This is a genomic window from Paenibacillus sp. J22R232 (genome assembly GCF_056269165.1).
On sequence record NZ_JBWDNK010000001.1, the window covers coordinates 103,069 to 119,323 of the forward strand.

The 16,255-nt window shown below is 48.7% G+C and carries 17 protein-coding genes; 15 read left to right on the plus strand and 2 right to left on the minus strand.

What is annotated here, in order from left to right:
- Positions 1–2 precede the first annotated feature (2 nt).
- The 9 genes from AC0YN3_RS00425 to AC0YN3_RS00465 all read left to right on the plus strand — a co-directional run bounded on the left by AC0YN3_RS00425 (position 3) and on the right by AC0YN3_RS00465 (position 6,254).
- On the plus strand, positions 3–527 hold the full coding sequence (locus AC0YN3_RS00425) for a YqeG family HAD IIIA-type phosphatase (RefSeq protein WP_475773209.1): 525 nt from the start codon (positions 3–5) through the stop codon (positions 525–527).
- The gene (gene yqeH / locus AC0YN3_RS00430) at positions 527–1,651 is read left to right on the plus strand and encodes a ribosome biogenesis GTPase YqeH (protein ID WP_475774247.1); all 1,125 of its coding nucleotides are present in this window, start codon (positions 527–529) and stop codon (positions 1,649–1,651) included. The genes AC0YN3_RS00425 and yqeH overlap by 1 nt, the downstream gene beginning before the upstream one ends.
- A 30-nt stretch (positions 1,652–1,681) precedes the next feature.
- On the plus strand, positions 1,682–2,551 hold the full coding sequence (aroE, locus tag AC0YN3_RS00435) for a shikimate dehydrogenase (RefSeq protein WP_475773210.1): 870 nt from the start codon (positions 1,682–1,684) through the stop codon (positions 2,549–2,551).
- Positions 2,552–2,623: 72 nt separating this feature from the next.
- Entirely contained in the window at positions 2,624–2,929 is a 306-nt protein-coding gene (yhbY, locus tag AC0YN3_RS00440) for a ribosome assembly RNA-binding protein YhbY (RefSeq protein ID WP_183563978.1), read from the plus strand.
- A gap of 113 nt (positions 2,930–3,042) precedes the next feature.
- Positions 3,043–3,633 (plus strand): nicotinate-nucleotide adenylyltransferase, encoded by a 591-nt coding sequence (gene nadD / locus AC0YN3_RS00445; protein ID WP_475773211.1) that lies wholly within the window; start codon positions 3,043–3,045, stop codon positions 3,631–3,633.
- On the plus strand, positions 3,623–4,177 hold the full coding sequence (gene yqeK / locus AC0YN3_RS00450) for a bis(5'-nucleosyl)-tetraphosphatase (symmetrical) YqeK (RefSeq protein ID WP_475773212.1): 555 nt from the start codon (positions 3,623–3,625) through the stop codon (positions 4,175–4,177). The genes nadD and yqeK overlap by 11 nt, the downstream gene beginning before the upstream one ends.
- Before the next feature lie 21 nt (positions 4,178–4,198).
- Positions 4,199–4,546 (plus strand): ribosome silencing factor, encoded by a 348-nt coding sequence (gene rsfS / locus AC0YN3_RS00455; protein WP_441943444.1) that lies wholly within the window; start codon positions 4,199–4,201, stop codon positions 4,544–4,546.
- On the plus strand, positions 4,543–5,490 hold the full coding sequence (locus tag AC0YN3_RS00460) for a CvfB family protein (RefSeq protein WP_475773213.1): 948 nt from the start codon (positions 4,543–4,545) through the stop codon (positions 5,488–5,490). Before rsfS ends, AC0YN3_RS00460 begins: the two co-directional genes overlap by 4 nt.
- On the plus strand, positions 5,487–6,254 hold the full coding sequence (locus tag AC0YN3_RS00465) for a class I SAM-dependent DNA methyltransferase (protein ID WP_475773214.1): 768 nt from the start codon (positions 5,487–5,489) through the stop codon (positions 6,252–6,254). The genes AC0YN3_RS00460 and AC0YN3_RS00465 overlap by 4 nt, the downstream gene beginning before the upstream one ends.
- 109 nt (positions 6,255–6,363) lie before the next feature.
- On the opposite strand, the gene AC0YN3_RS00470 is transcribed toward AC0YN3_RS00465, so the two are convergent.
- Complete coding sequence (locus AC0YN3_RS00470; RefSeq protein WP_475773215.1) at positions 6,364–7,227, minus strand: SDR family NAD(P)-dependent oxidoreductase; 864 nt, start codon at positions 7,225–7,227, stop codon at positions 6,364–6,366.
- Between the two features lie 218 nt (positions 7,228–7,445).
- Here AC0YN3_RS00470 and AC0YN3_RS00475 point away from each other — a divergent pair, with 218 nt between their 5' ends.
- Positions 7,446–7,883, plus strand: coding sequence for a MerR family transcriptional regulator (locus AC0YN3_RS00475; protein WP_475773216.1), 438 nt, complete (start codon positions 7,446–7,448; stop codon positions 7,881–7,883).
- A 225-nt stretch (positions 7,884–8,108) separates the two neighbouring features.
- Here the strand turns inward: AC0YN3_RS00475 and AC0YN3_RS00480 are convergent, their stop codons facing one another.
- On the minus strand, positions 8,109–8,324 hold the full coding sequence (locus tag AC0YN3_RS00480; protein ID WP_475773217.1) for a hypothetical protein: 216 nt from the start codon (positions 8,322–8,324) through the stop codon (positions 8,109–8,111).
- A gap of 283 nt (positions 8,325–8,607) precedes the next feature.
- Here AC0YN3_RS00480 and nrdI point away from each other — a divergent pair, with 283 nt between their 5' ends.
- The 5 genes from nrdI to AC0YN3_RS00505 all read left to right on the plus strand — a co-directional run bounded on the left by nrdI (position 8,608) and on the right by AC0YN3_RS00505 (position 15,802).
- Positions 8,608–8,967, plus strand: coding sequence for a class Ib ribonucleoside-diphosphate reductase assembly flavoprotein NrdI (gene nrdI, locus AC0YN3_RS00485; protein WP_475773218.1), 360 nt, complete (start codon positions 8,608–8,610; stop codon positions 8,965–8,967).
- Positions 8,954–11,038: a class 1b ribonucleoside-diphosphate reductase subunit alpha gene (gene nrdE, locus AC0YN3_RS00490; RefSeq protein ID WP_475773219.1), complete on the plus strand. Its 2,085-nt coding sequence runs from the start codon at positions 8,954–8,956 to the stop codon at positions 11,036–11,038. The genes nrdI and nrdE overlap by 14 nt, the downstream gene beginning before the upstream one ends.
- 46 nt (positions 11,039–11,084) lie before the next feature.
- Positions 11,085–12,041 carry a class 1b ribonucleoside-diphosphate reductase subunit beta gene (nrdF, locus tag AC0YN3_RS00495; protein WP_441943451.1) on the plus strand — a complete coding sequence of 319 codons (957 nt, stop codon included), beginning with the start codon at positions 11,085–11,087 and terminating at the stop codon, positions 12,039–12,041.
- A gap of 394 nt (positions 12,042–12,435) precedes the next feature.
- Complete coding sequence (locus AC0YN3_RS00500; protein ID WP_475773220.1) at positions 12,436–14,493, plus strand: GxGYxYP domain-containing protein; 2,058 nt, start codon at positions 12,436–12,438, stop codon at positions 14,491–14,493.
- Positions 14,494–14,674: 181 nt separating this feature from the next.
- Positions 14,675–15,802 (plus strand): GntR family transcriptional regulator, encoded by a 1,128-nt coding sequence (locus AC0YN3_RS00505; RefSeq protein WP_475774248.1) that lies wholly within the window; start codon positions 14,675–14,677, stop codon positions 15,800–15,802.
- Positions 15,803–16,255 lie beyond the last annotated feature (453 nt).

The window sequence follows — 16,255 nt, forward strand, 5'->3', positions numbered from 1 at the left end:
TTATGTTTGAACGGCTGTTGCCGCATATGCGCGTTAATACAGTTTATGAAATTAATTTAGATGAGCTGCATGCAAGAGGCGTTCGCGGCATCATTACGGATTTGGATAATACGCTCGTCGGTGCCAAGGAGGCGTTAGCTACGCCTGAGCTTGTGCAGTGGCTTGATTATGTTCGCTCACGTGGCTTCCAGGTTGTGATCGTGTCGAATAATAATGAAACCCGCGTTGGAAAGTTTGCGGCGCCGTTGAATATTCCATATATTCACGCAGCACGCAAGCCTGCCGGCAAAGCGTTCAAGAAAGCGCTTGGTGTGCTCGGCTTAGCTGTTGAGCATACTGTCGTTATTGGCGATCAAATGCTGACGGATGTGCTAGGGGGCAATAGAATGGGGCTGTATACCATTCTGGTATTGCCGATCGCACCTGCCGATGAGGGCATCATGACGCGAGTGAATCGCCAGATTGAACGATTTGCTTTAGTACGCTTAAGGAAAAAAGGGTTATGGTATGAGGGGGAAAAGAAGTGATGGAACAACAGCTTAGTCAGGCATCCGGTTCATGCGCGGGCTGCGGTGTAGCGCTGCAAACGAAAAGCGTCGATTTGCCTGGATATTTGCCGGAAGCGGCAATCGGCAGGGAGCCGGTCATATGCCAAAGATGCTTCCGCATACGCAATTATAATGAAGCTTCATCCGTAGCGGTAGATCAGGATGACTTCTTAAAGCTGCTAGGCAGCATCGGAAGCACGGATAGTCTTGTGGTGCATATTGTCGATTTATATGATTTCGAAGGCAGCTTGATCTCGGGGCTGCAGCGATTCGTGGGCAACAATCCGGTACTGCTTGTCGTGAACAAAATTGACTTGCTTCCGAAAGCGATGAATGTCAACCGGCTGCGGAACTGGGTTCAAAAGCAAGCGAAGGAAGAGGGCTTGCGGACCGTAGACGTCGTCCTATGCAGTGCGAAACGCAATATGGGCTTCGAACGCGTTATTGAAGCGCTCGAGCAATATCGCAACGGCCGCGATGTGTATGTGGTCGGTGCGACAAACGTAGGCAAATCAACGCTCATTAATCGTCTTATCCGGGACTACAGCGATATGGAGCGCGAGCTGACCACATCCCGTTACCCGGGCACGACGCTTGATGCCGTTCATATCCCGCTTGAGGACGGCAAAGCGATCATCGATACGCCAGGCATCGTATACACGACGCGCATGACCGAGGTTGTGCCGCGCAGCTTTCTTGGCTCGCTATTGCCGGACAAGCCGATTAAGCCGCTTGTCTATCAATTGAATTCCGGCCAGTCGCTGTTTATCGGCAGCCTTGTCCGTTTTGATTTCGTCGAGGGCGATCGCCAGTCGTTTACTTTCTACGTGTCCAATGCGCTCAACATGCACCGGACGAAGCTGGAGCGGGCGGACGAGCTGTATGCGGATCACCGCGGTCAATTGCTTGGCGGACCTACACTTGAAGAGCTTGAGACGATTCCGGCTTGGACGAGGCATTCGCTGCGTGTCAAACGAGGAGTAAACAAGGATGTATTCATTTCCGGCCTTGGCTGGATTCAAGTGAATGGCACCGGCGGGGCCGTTATTGATATTTATGCGCCAAAAGGCGTTAAGGTCATGCTCCGGGATTCAATGATTTAGTCTAACAATGCCTCTGGGAGGGAATTTACTGTGACGAACGCGGGCGCAGGAAATCGGATTGACAGCAATACCCTCTTGTTCGGCGTAATCGGCAATCCGATCCGGCATTCGAAATCACCGATCATGATGAACCGTGCCTTTCGGGAAACGGGAATTAACGGCGTATATACCGCATTTCATGTTACGGCTGATCGAATCGCGGATTTTGCCGCAGGCGTGCGCGCAATGGGCATTCGCGGCGTGAACGTGACCATTCCGCATAAGCTGGACATCATGTCCGTGCTTGATGAAATCGATGCCAGCGCGCAAGCGATTGGTGCGGTCAACACGATCGTAAACGAAGAAGGGCGCCTTATCGGCTATAATACGGACGGAATCGGTTATGTCCGTTCATTAAAGGAAGAAGCGGAACGCGAACTGGCTGGCAAACGCATCGTCGTCATTGGGGCGGGCGGTGCTTCGCGCGGAATCGTATATGCGCTAGCGAATGAGCGTCCCGCTCGCATTACCATTTCCAACCGCTCCCTTGAGCGGGCGCAGGAACTAGCAGATTCCTTGCAAGGCGCGGCAGACATAATCGCCATTACGCATGATGAGCTTCAAGCTGCTTGCGAGGAGGCTGACATTGTCATCAACACGACGTCCGTCGGCATGTTTCCGAATATCGGGGAGACGCCGGTCAATGCAAGCTGGCTGAAGCAGGATGCTGTCGCAAGCGACTTGATATATAATCCATTAAAAACCAAATTCCTGCTGGAGGCCGAGCAGCGGGGCTGCCGCATTCACGGCGGACTCGGCATGTTTATTTATCAAGGAGCCTATGCATTCGAGTATTGGACTGGACAGCCTGCTCCGGCAGCGGCAATGAGGGAGACGGTACTCGCCTCCCTGCAGCAATAACCCGTCATTCATTTGTTCAATTATTACGGATTAAATAGATGAAACATCGAGATGAAAGAAGGAACTATTCACATGCTTACAGGCAAACAAAAACGTTATTTAAGATCACTTGCTCATCACCTGACTCCTATATTCCAAGTAGGTAAAGGCGGCACCAACGATCATCTGGTTCGTCATATTGAAGAAGCCATCGAATCCCGGGAGCTTATTAAGGTTTCTGTACTGAACAATTGCTTAGACGATCCGAAAGAAATCGGCGCAGAGGTCGCGGCTGCAGCCGGAGCCGAGCTCGTACAGGTCATCGGCAAAACGATTGTCCTTTACAAGGAATCAAAAGACAATAAACAGATTGAGCTGCCGAGCGCAGCTCGCAAATAAATCCGCTTGATAGATCGGAGCTTGGCTGAGCGCAGGGACTAGCTTCCTTACCAGGTTGGGTTAACGAAACCAGCAGCTTTGCATGTGCTTTATTTCAGGGAGGCTTTCGCAGAATGAGTAAGATTGGCATTATGGGGGGCACCTTTGATCCCATCCATATCGGGCACTTGATTGCGGCGGAAACGGCGCGCGAGCTATGCGGCCTGCATGAGGTATGGTTTATTCCGTCTTACGGTCCTCCTCTCAAAGCAAATGAGCCAGGTGTAAGCGGATTGCATCGCTTCGAGATGGCGTGCGAAGCTACGCGCAGCAACCCCGCTTTCCGCGTACTCGATATCGAGCTGAAGCGGGGCGGAATCAGCTATTCCTATGATACGGTTCTAGAACTTCAGAAGCATAATCCAAATGATTCTTTCGCATTTATTATCGGATCGGATCGCATTAATGACCTGCCTGAGTGGCATAAGATCGAGGAGCTGGCAGCCAAGGTCTCCTTTATCGGCCTGGAGCGTCCCGGTACACCTATCCAGCTGACGGCTTTGCCGAACTATTTGCAGGAACGGATCATGCTGATTCCGATGCCCGCGATCGATATCTCTTCGACAATGATCCGCAGTAAGCTGGAGGGTGGACATTCGGCACGGTATCTTGTACCTGATTTGGTGGATAGCTACATGAGGAGGCACAAGCTGTATGAATCGTGAGCAAATGATCGAAAAGGTAAAGGCAGAGATGCCGGAGCGAAGATGGCTCCATACGCAAGGCGTGATGGATACGGCAATCGTCCTTGCGGAGCGTTTTGGCGAAGACCCCGTACGTTCTGAGCTGGCTGCCATTCTGCATGACGTAGCCAAATACTGGCCAACCGAGCGGATGAAACAGGTCATACAGGAGCAGTCGCTTCCTGCTGAGCTGCTCGTCTACGATAAGGAGTTATGGCATGCCCCTGTAGGCGCTTGGGTAGCTGAGCACGAATACGGCGTTACGGACGCGGAAGTGCTGGATGCCATCCGGTACCATACCTCAGGGCGACGGGGCATGACTAAGCTTGAGAAAATCGTTTGTCTGGCTGACTATATGGAGCCGGGCCGGGATTTCCCTGGTGTGGACGATATTCGCAGGCTAAGCGAGCAGTTTCTGGATGAAGCCTTGCTGGCAGGCTTTAACTCGACGATTTCCTTCTTGATTCAGAAGGGGAAACGGATCTTCCCGCTAACGGTTGAAGCGAGAAATGGTTTATTAGAATAATAGGTTAGAGGAGGATAAACGATGGCGGTACATTCAGATGAATTGCTTCAAATTACGGTCGCGGCGGCAGAAGATAAAAAAGCGGTTAAGGTCGTTGCTTTAAATTTAAAAGAGGTTTCTTTGGTAGCGGATTATTTCGTTATCTGCAGCGGTAACTCTGATACGCAGGTACAAGCGATTGCAACTGAGATCCGCAAGCAGGCAGAGAAAAACGGCACGCGCGTTCGCGGCGTTGAAGGCATGGACTCGGCGAGATGGGTGCTGATTGATCTCGGTGACGTGATTGTACACGTATTCCACCGTGATGAGCGTGAATATTACAATATCGAGCGGCTTTGGTCCGATGCGAAGGTTGTGGAGTTCGCATGAGTTTTGTAGCCGGTACGACCGAAACGCTTCGGGTTGACCGAGAAGTATCGCCTTATGGTTATTTTCTGAGCAATGGAGAGTCGGATGTGCTGATGCATTATACCGAGCTTGTTGGCTCGAAGCCCAAAATCGGCGATCAAGTTGAAGTTTTTTTGTTTTTTGATTCAGAGGATCGCTTAGCCGCAACAATGAAGAAGCCGCTGCTGCAGCTTGGCGAGCTGGCGCGCCTACAGGTTGCGGATGTCCATCCGAGGCTTGGGTGTTTTCTTGAGATGGGCCTTGGCAGGCAATTGCTGCTTCCCCTCTCGGAGCTGCCGGAGAGCATTGAATACCGCCCGCTTCCAGGGGACGAGGTATTTGTTGTGATGAAGCATGACAAGATCGGCAGGCTGGTGGCCAAAATCGCCTTTGAGGAAGAGCTGTCCGAGCTTGTATTTCCTGCGCCTGACAGCTGGAACAATCAATGGGTTGAGGGCTGGGTAACGAAAACGCTGCAGCTTGGTTCCTTCGTTATGATCGATGGAGGCGTGGTTGGATTTGGCGTCTACGGCTTGATTCCAAGCGCTGAACGCATTCGTCCGCTGCGGCTGGGCGAACGCGTAAGCGCCCGAATAACCTTTATTCGCGAGGATGGCCGGGCGAATCTATCCATGGCGCAGCGAAAAGAGATTGGCCGGATAGAAGATGCCGATCGCATCTTGGCATTCATGAAGGAGCGGCCGGGCGGCGGTATGCCGTATTCCGACCAAACCGATGCAGACATCATTAAACAAAAATTCGGGATCAGCAAAGGCGCATTCAAACGTGCCGTCGGCAAGCTTATGCGCGAAAGGCTCGTTACGCAAAAGGGCAGCTGGACTTACTTGGCTGACCAGTCGCCTGCGGTCCCGGCAGAGAATGCCGATGCACCAAGCAGCGAGGCTGAAGGGGCTGACGGGCAATGACAAGCTCTTACGGTCAGTTTGCTACCGTATATGACCAGCTTATGGAGGATATGCCCTACGCGGATTGGCTCGGCTTCGCAAGAGCCGGCTGGACGCGTTACGGAATGCCCGCAACCGTTGTTGATCTAGGCTGCGGAACAGGAAGCATCTCTATCCCGTTGGCACGTTCGGGCTTTCATGTGTACGGCATTGATTTGTCATCCGACATGCTCGCGGTTGCCCGCAGCAAATGGGATGAGCCCCCTCAGCTCGTTGCTAGGCCGCGGTCAGGATCACTCCGATGGCTGCAGCAGGATATGAGGGAATGGGAGCTTCAGGAGCCGGTTGATGCGGTAATATCGTTTTGTGATTGTTTGAATTATTTAACCGAAGAAGCCGATATTGAAGCCGCTTTCCGTGCGACCTATCTTGGCTTGCGGGACGGAGGGACCTTTCTCTTTGATATGCATCCCCCTAAGCAGCTCATTCGTTATGCGGAGGAGCAGCCTTTTGTCTTAGACGAGCGGGATGTGGCTTACATATGGACTTGTGATTTCGAGGCGGAGCGCTGCGAGATCGAGCATCATTTGACCATTTTCTCGCGCGACCGGGATTCAGCGTTCCAGCGTTTCGAGGAGTCTCACGTCCAGCGAGCTTACGATCCTGATTGGATCGAGGCTGCCTTGCGCCGAGCTGGCTTTCAGACGGTCGACCGATATGCCGATTTCGAGCTTAAGCCGGCAGACAGCGAATCCGAGCGGCTGTTTTTCGCGGCTGTCAAATAACGACAGCATCAGCATTGAAAACAAGGGCAATTCTACAAGATAACGTATCTTGTGGAATTGCCCTTGTTTGCGTGATTCGTCCTTCACTGCGGAGCCTAATATTACCTCCTCAGCTGTGCTGCGCGTTGTTTGGAATGAATTCCTTCATATAAATGGCCTTTACTCTTGCTAGAACCCGATGGCCTTGCTCGGTGAATCTTAGCGGGGATACCCTGCCTTTTATTAAAAAGTCTCCGGATGAGGCATACTCAGCTGCTAACGCGCCATTGTACAGCAGCTCCGCACCTTTACTTGGATGAGGGAAAAATAATTTGATAACCGGCTTCAGGTAAAAGGGGATGCCGGAGCCTTTGCCTTTGCGAATCGTATTGTTCCCTCCTGGATCCACGCTTAAAAGCTTTATGCCCTCGTTAGCGAGCTTGGGAGCGAGTTCGCGTGTCCACAATGAGAGTGCTAGCTTGGAAGCCGCGTAGGGGCCAAACAGCTTCGTAAACTCGGTCGGGTGCTCAAGCCTTTCTGAATCAAAATGTTTGATGAACTTAAATGCGTTGGTTGATGTGTTGATGACGGTTTTTAATGAACCGTTCAACAAGAGCTGCTTCAGCTCCATCAATACCACGTAAGGGGCTACGGTTTGCAGCTCGTAATGTAGCTCACGGCCTTGATTGGAGAAACGCAGCTCATCGATGCTCCCACCGGCATTATTGAAGAGAAGATCTGCTTTCTGTTCGGCTGCTTTCATTCGATTCAAAGCAGCGCGCAGGCTTGTAAAGTCTGAAAGATCGGCTTTGTAGACGCGAAGCCGCCGCGTAGTGACGGCTTCTTGCAGCAGCCCGTCTTCCTTTGGGAAGTCGGAACGTATGAGAGCGATGACATGCCAGCCTTCCTTCACCAACCTGCGGGTCAATGCAAGGCCTATTCCGTTGCTTGCGCCAGTTATGATTGCCGTTTGATCATTTTCTTCGTTTTTCATGGCTCTGACCTCCAATTATAATGTTCACTCCGGATGTGCCTGTCGGATGTGACCACTATATAATTTGGAGTCGACTCCAAGTCAAGCGATTATTTTGGCGGAATATATGCTTATTTGGCAGCAAGTTGGTGTACAGGAGCTTTTGTCGACATATGTTGACCTGGAGTTCACTCCAAGTTGTATAATGGATAGATTGTTAGATGAAGGGGGCTTACTGCATGTCTGAATCGATAGGGATGACAATCAAGGAAACTTCGGAGCAGGCTGGTTTATCCGAGGATACCATTCGTTATTACGAGAAAATTGGTCTGCTGCCGCGGGCGGAACGCAAGGAAAACCGGCACCGCGTTTATCAGGCTGAAGACGTGGAGACGATGAAGCTCATTGCTTGCTTGAAAAAAACAGGCATGTCATTAGACGAGATGAAGCCTTACCTAGATCTTGCTAGGAACGATGCGCTTCAGGCTTCACCGGAGGTGTTCGACTTGATTCAAAGCCATAAGCGTAAAATCGAGCAGCAGGTTGCTTCCTTGCAGCAGATTGTCGATCTTATTGACAGCAGGCTGGTACGGGGCAATTTTGCCGCTGAGGGCTGTTCGCTCCCAGAAGAGGATAAACGCATGCCGAATGGTCCGGGGAGCAGACAGAAGCGTTAGCCAATTGGAGGAGGCCGCCGGCCTCCTTGCTTGCTGGACGAAGTTGGGCATGCGAACGGGTTGCCTTTCAATCTGGTCTACATATAGTATTAGAAGTCGGATTCTATCAGATTATGAAGCTGATTGTAATATTTTATCAGGGGGAGCCTAGTGAACGAGAAGTGCTATCGGTTTATTCGAATCGCAGGCTTGTATATGTCTAGATCTTGTGTCTCGCTTTGCCAATCATTCGCGAAGCGCTTCTTTCAACCGGCTGTTCATGCCTGCGGCAGCTGATGCTTTACGGACGGAATCAAGCTTCATTTTGTTCATTTGAAGGGTTAGCTGTTCGTGGTTTTTTTCGAGTGTTTCGATGTAAATAAGCAGCTCAGGCACGGTATAGCCGGCATCTTTGAACAGCTTGTCTATCGTTTCCCGTATTTGCTCTGCCTCGGATTTCATGTTCGTGCGCGCCTCCTAAATAGCAATAAAATGTCACTATCCCATCATATCCCCATCTGTTAAAATAGTCGAGTGCGACAAAAAAGTAGATTAATATTTTCTCCATAATTTTCATTGACTACTCCTATATATTGATGTAGAATCAAAAACATCAACTACATATTGATGTGGATTGGTGCTTTCAATGATTACCAATGGTAAACCTTGAACTGGCGCGGCTGACGGATTTGCTAGTCGGAAGCGCTTTTTGATTGCTTGAATTCAGTAGGGGAGCGAACGTGCAATGCTAGTTGTCTATGATTCCAAAACAGGTAACGTCAAGCGTTTCATCAAAAAATTGAATATGCGGGCGGTGCCTATTGACGAAAAGACAGCAGTGGACGAGCCGTTCGTGCTGGTCACGTATACAACAGGGTTTGGCCAGGTGCCGGAGAAGGTCACTTCGTTTCTGGAGAACAACGCGGACATGCTTCGCGGCGTTTCTGCCAGCGGCAACCGGAACTGGGGAAGCGGATTCGCTAAAAGCGCGGACACGATCTCCCAAAAGTATGCTGTCCCCGTGATTTTGAAGTTTGAGTTGTCAGGCACGAATCAAGATACGCAACATTTTGTCGAAAGGGTGCGAACCATTGAAGCATATTGAATTGAATAACGAATTGATGCAGCGCGGAGCGGACGGATTCTATCAGCTTGAGAAGGATAAAGAGGCTGTCGCGGCATTTATGGAAGAAGTGGCCGAGAAGAGCGTGAAGTTCGACTCCCTCAAACATAAGCTAAACTACTTAATCGAGAACGATTATTACGATAATGTATATGAAAAATATACACATGAGCAGGTTGAAGCTGTATTTACGTTGACAGCGAGCAGCGGCTTTGAATTCCAGTCCTACATGGCGGCATCGAAGTTCTATAAGGATTACGCGATGAAGACTAACAATAAATTGCAATATCTAGAACAATACTCCGATCGCGTAGCGATTGTTGCCTTGCATCTTGGCGAAGGCGACGCAGCTAGAGCTCTTCGAATTGCTGAAGCGATGATTGACCAGCGCTTGCAGCCAGCAACGCCAACCTTCCTGAATGCAGGCAAAAGCCGCCGCGGCGAGATGGTTTCCTGCTTCCTGCTTGAAATGGATGATTCCCTTAATTCCATCAACTATGTGCTAGGCACTTGTATGCAGCTCTCCAAAATCGGAGGAGGCGTTGCCGTTAACCTCTCGAAGCTTCGCGGGCGCGGTGAGCCGATCAAAGGCGTAGAAGGTGCTGCGAAAGGCATTATGCCTGTCCTAAAGCTAATGGAGGATGCATTCTCCTACGCGGACCAGATGGGTCAGCGCAAAGGCTCAGGCGCCGGATACTACAATATTTTCGGCTGGGACATCATTGAATTTTTGGATTGTAAGAAGATCAATGCTGACGAAAAGGCACGTATCAAAACGTTGTCTATCGGCCTAATCATCCCGAACAAATTTTATGAGCTTGCTGCTCAGAACAAACCGCTATTCGTATTCGGCCCGCATTCTGTACAGAAAGCATACGGCAAGCATCTTGACGATATGGATATGGACGAGATGTACGAGGAATTGCTCGCCAATGAGCTTGTCACACGCAAAAAGGTTATGAATGCACGCGATATGCTGACCAAAATCGCTTCGATTCAGCTAGAATCAGGCTACCCATACATTATGAACAAATCCAACGCCAACAGCGTGCATGCGCTTAAGGATATCGGTTCGATCAAAATGTCCAACCTGTGCACGGAGATCTTCCAGCTGCAGGAGACTTCAGAAATAAAGGATTACGGTTTTGAAGACGTCATTCAACGCGATATTAGCTGCAACTTGGCATCGCTGAACATCGTGAACGTAATGGAGCATAAAAAGATTAAAGAATCCGTGCATGTCGGCATCGAAGCTTTGACGACAGTCAGCGATTTGTCCAATATTGACAATGCCCCGGGCGTTCGTAAAGCAAACGAAGAGCTTCATTCCGTCGGTCTTGGCGCGATGAACCTGAACGGCTACCTTGCCAAAAACAAAATAGCTTACGAAAGCGAAGAAGCGAAGGATTTTGCCGGCGTATTCTTTATGATGATGAACTACTATTCACTGGAGCAAAGCATGGAGATCGCGAAAGAACGCGGTATTACGTTCAAGGATTTCGAGCGCTCCGAGTACGCGAAGGGCACGTATTTCACGCGTTATGTAGAGACGGATTACCGTCCCAAAACGGATCGCGTCAAACAATTGTTCGAGGGCATGGAAATTCCGTCGCCGGAGGATTGGGCTGCGCTGAAGGCTAAAGTACAAGAGCACGGGTTGTACCATGCTTACCGCCTAGCAATTGCGCCAACTCAAAGCATCTCGTATATCCAGAACGCAACTTCCAGCGTTATGCCGATCGTTGAGCATATCGAAACGCGTACTTACGCGAACTCGACTACTTATTATCCGATGCCGTATTTGGCGCAAGAAAACTATTTCTACTACAAATCCGCCTATAATATCGATCAGTTCAAACTGATTGATCTCATTGCCGAAATTGGGCAGCATATTGACCAAGGCATTTCGTCCGTGCTTCATGTAAACAGCAATGTGACGACTCGGGAGCTGGCGCGTTTCTATGTTTATGCTGCGCAAAAAGGGCTCAAATCTCTCTATTACACAAGAACGAAGCGGCTTTCCGTTGAGGAATGCACAAGCTGTGCTGTTTAAGTTCTATTTTAATTGATGCTTACGTAGCAAAGAAGGAGCTTATCAAATGAAAGCAGTAAACTGGAACCGCCCGGATGATGATTTTACGTTAACATTCTGGCAGCAAAACGTTATGCAATTTTGGACAGATGAAGAAATTCCTTTGTCGGACGATAAAATGGATTGGATGGAAATGACAGACGCTGAGCGCACGCTTTACAAAAACGTGCTTGGCGGCCTGACACTGCTGGATACGATTCAAGGCGGCATCGGCATGCCGAAGATTCTGGAGCATGTAGACGGCCTGCAGCGCAAAGCTGTGCTTTCTTTCATGTCCATGATGGAGCAAATCCACGCCAAGTCTTACAGCAGCATTTTCACGACCTTAGCATCAGGCGAGGAGATCGACGAGATCTTCCTGTGGGTAGAAAGCAATGAGCAGCTGCAGAAGAAAGCGAACCTTATTTCTTCTTGGTATTCGAACATTACGGGACCTAAAGAGCTATACAAAGCAATGGCTGCGTCTGTGTTCCTAGAGAGCTACCTGTTCTACAGCGGCTTCTTCTATCCGCTATACTTAGCTGGACAAGGCAAAATGACGAGCAGCGGCGAAATCATCGATTTGATTCTGCGCGATGAGAGTATCCATGGCTTGTACGTCGGTGTTCTTGCCCAGGAGCTATTCGCTACGTTTAGCCAGGAAGAGCAAGAGCAGCTTCAAATCGAGGTGTACGCGCTCCTGAATGAGCTGTACGAGAACGAGATCGTGTATACGGAGCATTTGTACGCGCCACTCGGCCTCGCTGAGGAAGTGAATGTATACGTCCGCTACAATGCGAACAAAGCGCTGATGAACCTCGGCATGGAGCCGCATTTCCCGGAAGAGCCGGTTAACCCGATCGTGTTCAACGGAATTAGCACACATACCAAGCAGCATGATTTCTTCTCCAAAAAAGGAAACGGCTACGTACGCACGATTCATGTTGAGCCACTTAACGATGATGACTTCGTATTCAACTTTTAATTAACATTTCACTTGTATATAACAAATAATACCTCTGCGGCTACAAGATCACTTGTAGCCGCAGAGGTTTTTTTTATGTTTAGATAATAGAACTAAAGCAATAGATGATGAAAGCTTATTTTCTGAGCGCTTACATCGACGAAAAAACGTTATTTCTGAGCGGATTCAGTCCTTATAGGCGAGAATGACTAAGACAGATGCTAACATGTGCAACAAGAGAATCATATTGATGTCATAGCTTAGGAGCTTTTGTCGAAGTAGTTGTAATACCATTATGAATATAATAAATATATATAAGTGAGGAAGTTAGACAACTTTGCGCGAGAAGGGGCGAGAGGTTAGGCGTATGTCGGAAAGCTATCCTCCCAAAAAACAACTAACCGAGGTGTAGAACATGTTGCGTAAGCTAACCGTAATAGGAGTCGCTATTGTCTGTACGCTTTCCATGTCTTTAGGGGCATTTGCCGCCGAATCCAAGCCGCAGCCGCAAGCAAGCACAATTGCTTGGCCGGAGAAGCAAGCATTGCCCCAATTCTCGAAAATTAAGCATCTGGATGTGGCGGATATTTATGATGCGCCCGGTGATATAAAGATTATGATGGCGACCTTGCAGGGGCTTGTAAACCGAGCGGAGCCGCGCATATATTTGTTGGAAAACAAAGAAGAAGGGAAATTCACCTGGCTGAATGACCTGGATGTCACTTACAAGGTTAGGGACGATTATTGGCAAATTGTCCGTACGTATAAAAAGGAAATCAACGGAATGGTCATCTATGATCCCAAAGTTCCGGACTCCGTTAATGTTGCGACCACGCTCGCGGGGTTGAAGGATTCTGTAGTCGTAAGCCCTGAACTCGCGGAGAAGCTGAAGGCCGCGCCTTACGACTTGAAGGTTGTGGAGGATCTGCAAGGGAAATTCAAGAATAGGTTGGACGCCTATACGTGGCAATATGACAATCTATGGAGCCAAACGACGCATAAAATGCTTGTGGGGCTTAGTCCCGAAACTTCAATCAGGCTTCCTGAGAATCAAGGCGATTTGTTCACCGTCCTTGCAGAAGATAAGACGCAGGAGCGTGATGGTGCAAACAGACAGATATATGAACTTGATCTAAGCGCTAGCCTTGGCAAATCTGACGTCTATCTCCGCTTCGATGATGCGTATACGCAAGATGGTTGGGGGAGCGCGGTACATCAGGTAACGGTTAAAGCGGATGGGCAAACCATCGCGACATTCATACCGGGAACGCCGGAAGAAGAGGCATTCCTGTACGATCGTCAGAGCTCGCAGGTATCGGCTGGAGACGGCGGACATCGTTTCGCAGATAATGGCCGTTATTTTATTTACAAATTCACCCCGCCTGCAGGTACGAAACAATTGACGGCTTCCGTTGATATGTGGAACCAATATAAAGTGTCGGCCGGCAATGTGCAGCCTGTATCCTCCGAGCAGAAGGAACCGTATGGTTACCTGCGAGATTATGCGGTCGCGAACAAAGCGATGGTTTTCTGGCTGGATTCCAATATACCGGCAGAAAAGGAGCTGTTCCAAAAAATTCTCTCCGGCGTAAAGCCGGGAACGCCTTATCTGGGCTGGTTCAGCAATGATACGGACGGAGAGTTCAGTGGAGTTGAGATTACTTCGAATTACGGCGTTTATGTGCTTGCGGCCGATTGGTTCAGCAACCTTACCGTATTCTCGGGAACGAAAGCTCAAGCTTTTAAAGACAATTCGGTAAAGGCGCCAAAGCTCGAAAACAAGATATATGTGACGTACACGTTTAGCGAAGGTGACAACTTCCAGTATAATCAGCATAGAATGCGGATCCTTTGGGATGATCCGAGCCGGGGAGCCGTTCCGCTGAACTGGACTTCTAGCCCATTGCTTTATGATGGTGCGCCTGCGATGCTGAATTACTACAGGCAGACTGCTACGAAAAATGATCTGCTCATTGCCGGGCCTTCAGGAGCAGGATACTTTTATCCGAATGCATGGCCAGCGAAATCATTTGCCGATTTCTTAAAGCAATCTTATTCGTACATGGAGAAGACAGGCATGACGATTCCTTACGTGTTGAACCGCGTGAACAGCGAGAATGTACCGCTGAGCGAGGCTCATGCGGCAGCTTATATCAAGGAATACAAGCCCTCGGGGCTGTTCCTAAGCTGGGAGGACCGTCATGGCGTCGAAATTATAGGGGGCAAGCTTCCTGTTTCCACTATACAAGGCATCAGCACTGTGGAGGATGGCGAGCGGATTCTTGCGGAAGCGAAAGCGAAATGGGATGGAAAGTCCCCGATGTTCGTCTCCTTGGGATTGCTCGCTTGGAGCTTGACGCCATCGGACATCGCGGCGCTTCAAGCGAAGCTAGGGCCGGAGTATGAGGCTGTCCGAGCAGATCAATATTTCTCGTTGATCCGAAGCGCGAATGGCTTGCCTGCTAAACCGTAGTATAACGATAGAAGGGAAACGGAGAGGACACCGGACGTTGCGGTTGTCCTCTCTAATTAGATAAAGATGAGTATTTTCATATAGGAAAGCTGGAAACTATTGAAAAAATCGAGCAAAACATATATTATATATAACATAACAAATATACAGAATTTTTGGTGAAAACATGAAAAATGAGCGCATGCCATTGTATCAGCAAATTCAGGATTATATTAAAGAGCTTATACTATCCTCGGGCCTGAAGCAGGGTGACCGTATCCCTACAGAGAAGGAGCTCATGGAGCTCTTTAACGTGAGTAAAATTACAGTTGTGAATGCATTGGCGGGCTTGTCGAATGAAGGTGCCATTACGCGGGTGCCGGGAAGAGGAAGCTTCGTCAACAAAACAAAGCCAGAGCTGCCGGAAGCTAACCGTTCGGCGGTATCCGTTCAGGGCCAACAGGAAGAAGGGCTGAGAGATCGGTTAATCGGAATCATTATGCCTAGCATCGATGATTACTTCTCCATACGATTAATCGATGGGATGGAAAAAGGTTTGCAGGAAAAGGGATACCGTTCGGTCATTCAATTGACAGGCGGGATCTTGGAAAAAGAAAAGGAAGCCATAAAGCTGTTTATGGATTTCGGCGTTGAAGGGCTGCTGATTTTCCCGGTTGACGAAGGACAGTATAACGAAGAAATATTAAGCATGAAATTCAGCGGCTTCCCATTCGTTCTGATCGACCGTTTCCTGCCTGGCGTAGAGACTGATTACATTGCGTCAGACGGCAGAATCGGTACCCAGCTAGCCGTGGATCACCTTTGGGATTTAGGCCATCGCGAAATCGCCATTTGCTCAGATTCTCCCCTTCAAACCGTTACCGTTCAAGAGCGGATCGATGGTTATATGAACGCCCTTAAAAATAAAGGCGCGCTCATCAACCCTGCTCATATCATTACCGAATTCAGCATAAAGCAAGCCGGTGAGCCAGAAGCTCATCCGTTGTTCAGATATGTCAAAAACCGTATGGCTACGGCTTATATTACGCTTAATGGGAGACTCGGCGCTCATATTCTTCATATGGCAGAATTAGCAGGGCTGCATGTTCCTCAGGATCTGTCGATCATTACGTTTGACGATTCCACAGCGATTATAGAAGGAGTGACTGACTTCACTCACGTAAAGCAGTTCGAGCATGAAATCGGATATAAAGCGGCTGGTTTGCTGCTTGACCGCATTCATTCCGGAGAGGAACACAAGGGGAAATATACTAAAATCATTATAAAGCCGGAGTTGATTACTCGGCATACGACAAGCGCATGCAAATAAATATGCTGTGCTATGGAAAAGGCTGTTCAGTCTGTCATCCACGATGACGATTGGGCAGCCTTTTTGTTTTTGCGGGAGATAACATGCTGGTATTGATAAATGTCACAAGCGGCTGAATGAATCAAGTGTGATTTTATAAGATTATAAAAACATATTAAATATAACAAAATAAAATCAAAGGAATTATTCGACAAAATTCTTCTTGTCTGATTCGAAAAAGCGTTAAAAAATAGGCTGAAAGACAAGTGAAAACGATGTTATCGTGCTTTTTAGTGCTTATGAATCAGTAAAATGCCCATAAATCGTAAATAAAGACGATGATGGAGAAAGATTTTTCTTTGAAAAATGAGAAAACTTTATATTGAATATATACATATAAAAAGTTATACTGAGGAAGAAATAGCCAAACCAAATAAATGGAAATTCAGAACCTATACCATCCGCAAGGAGGTC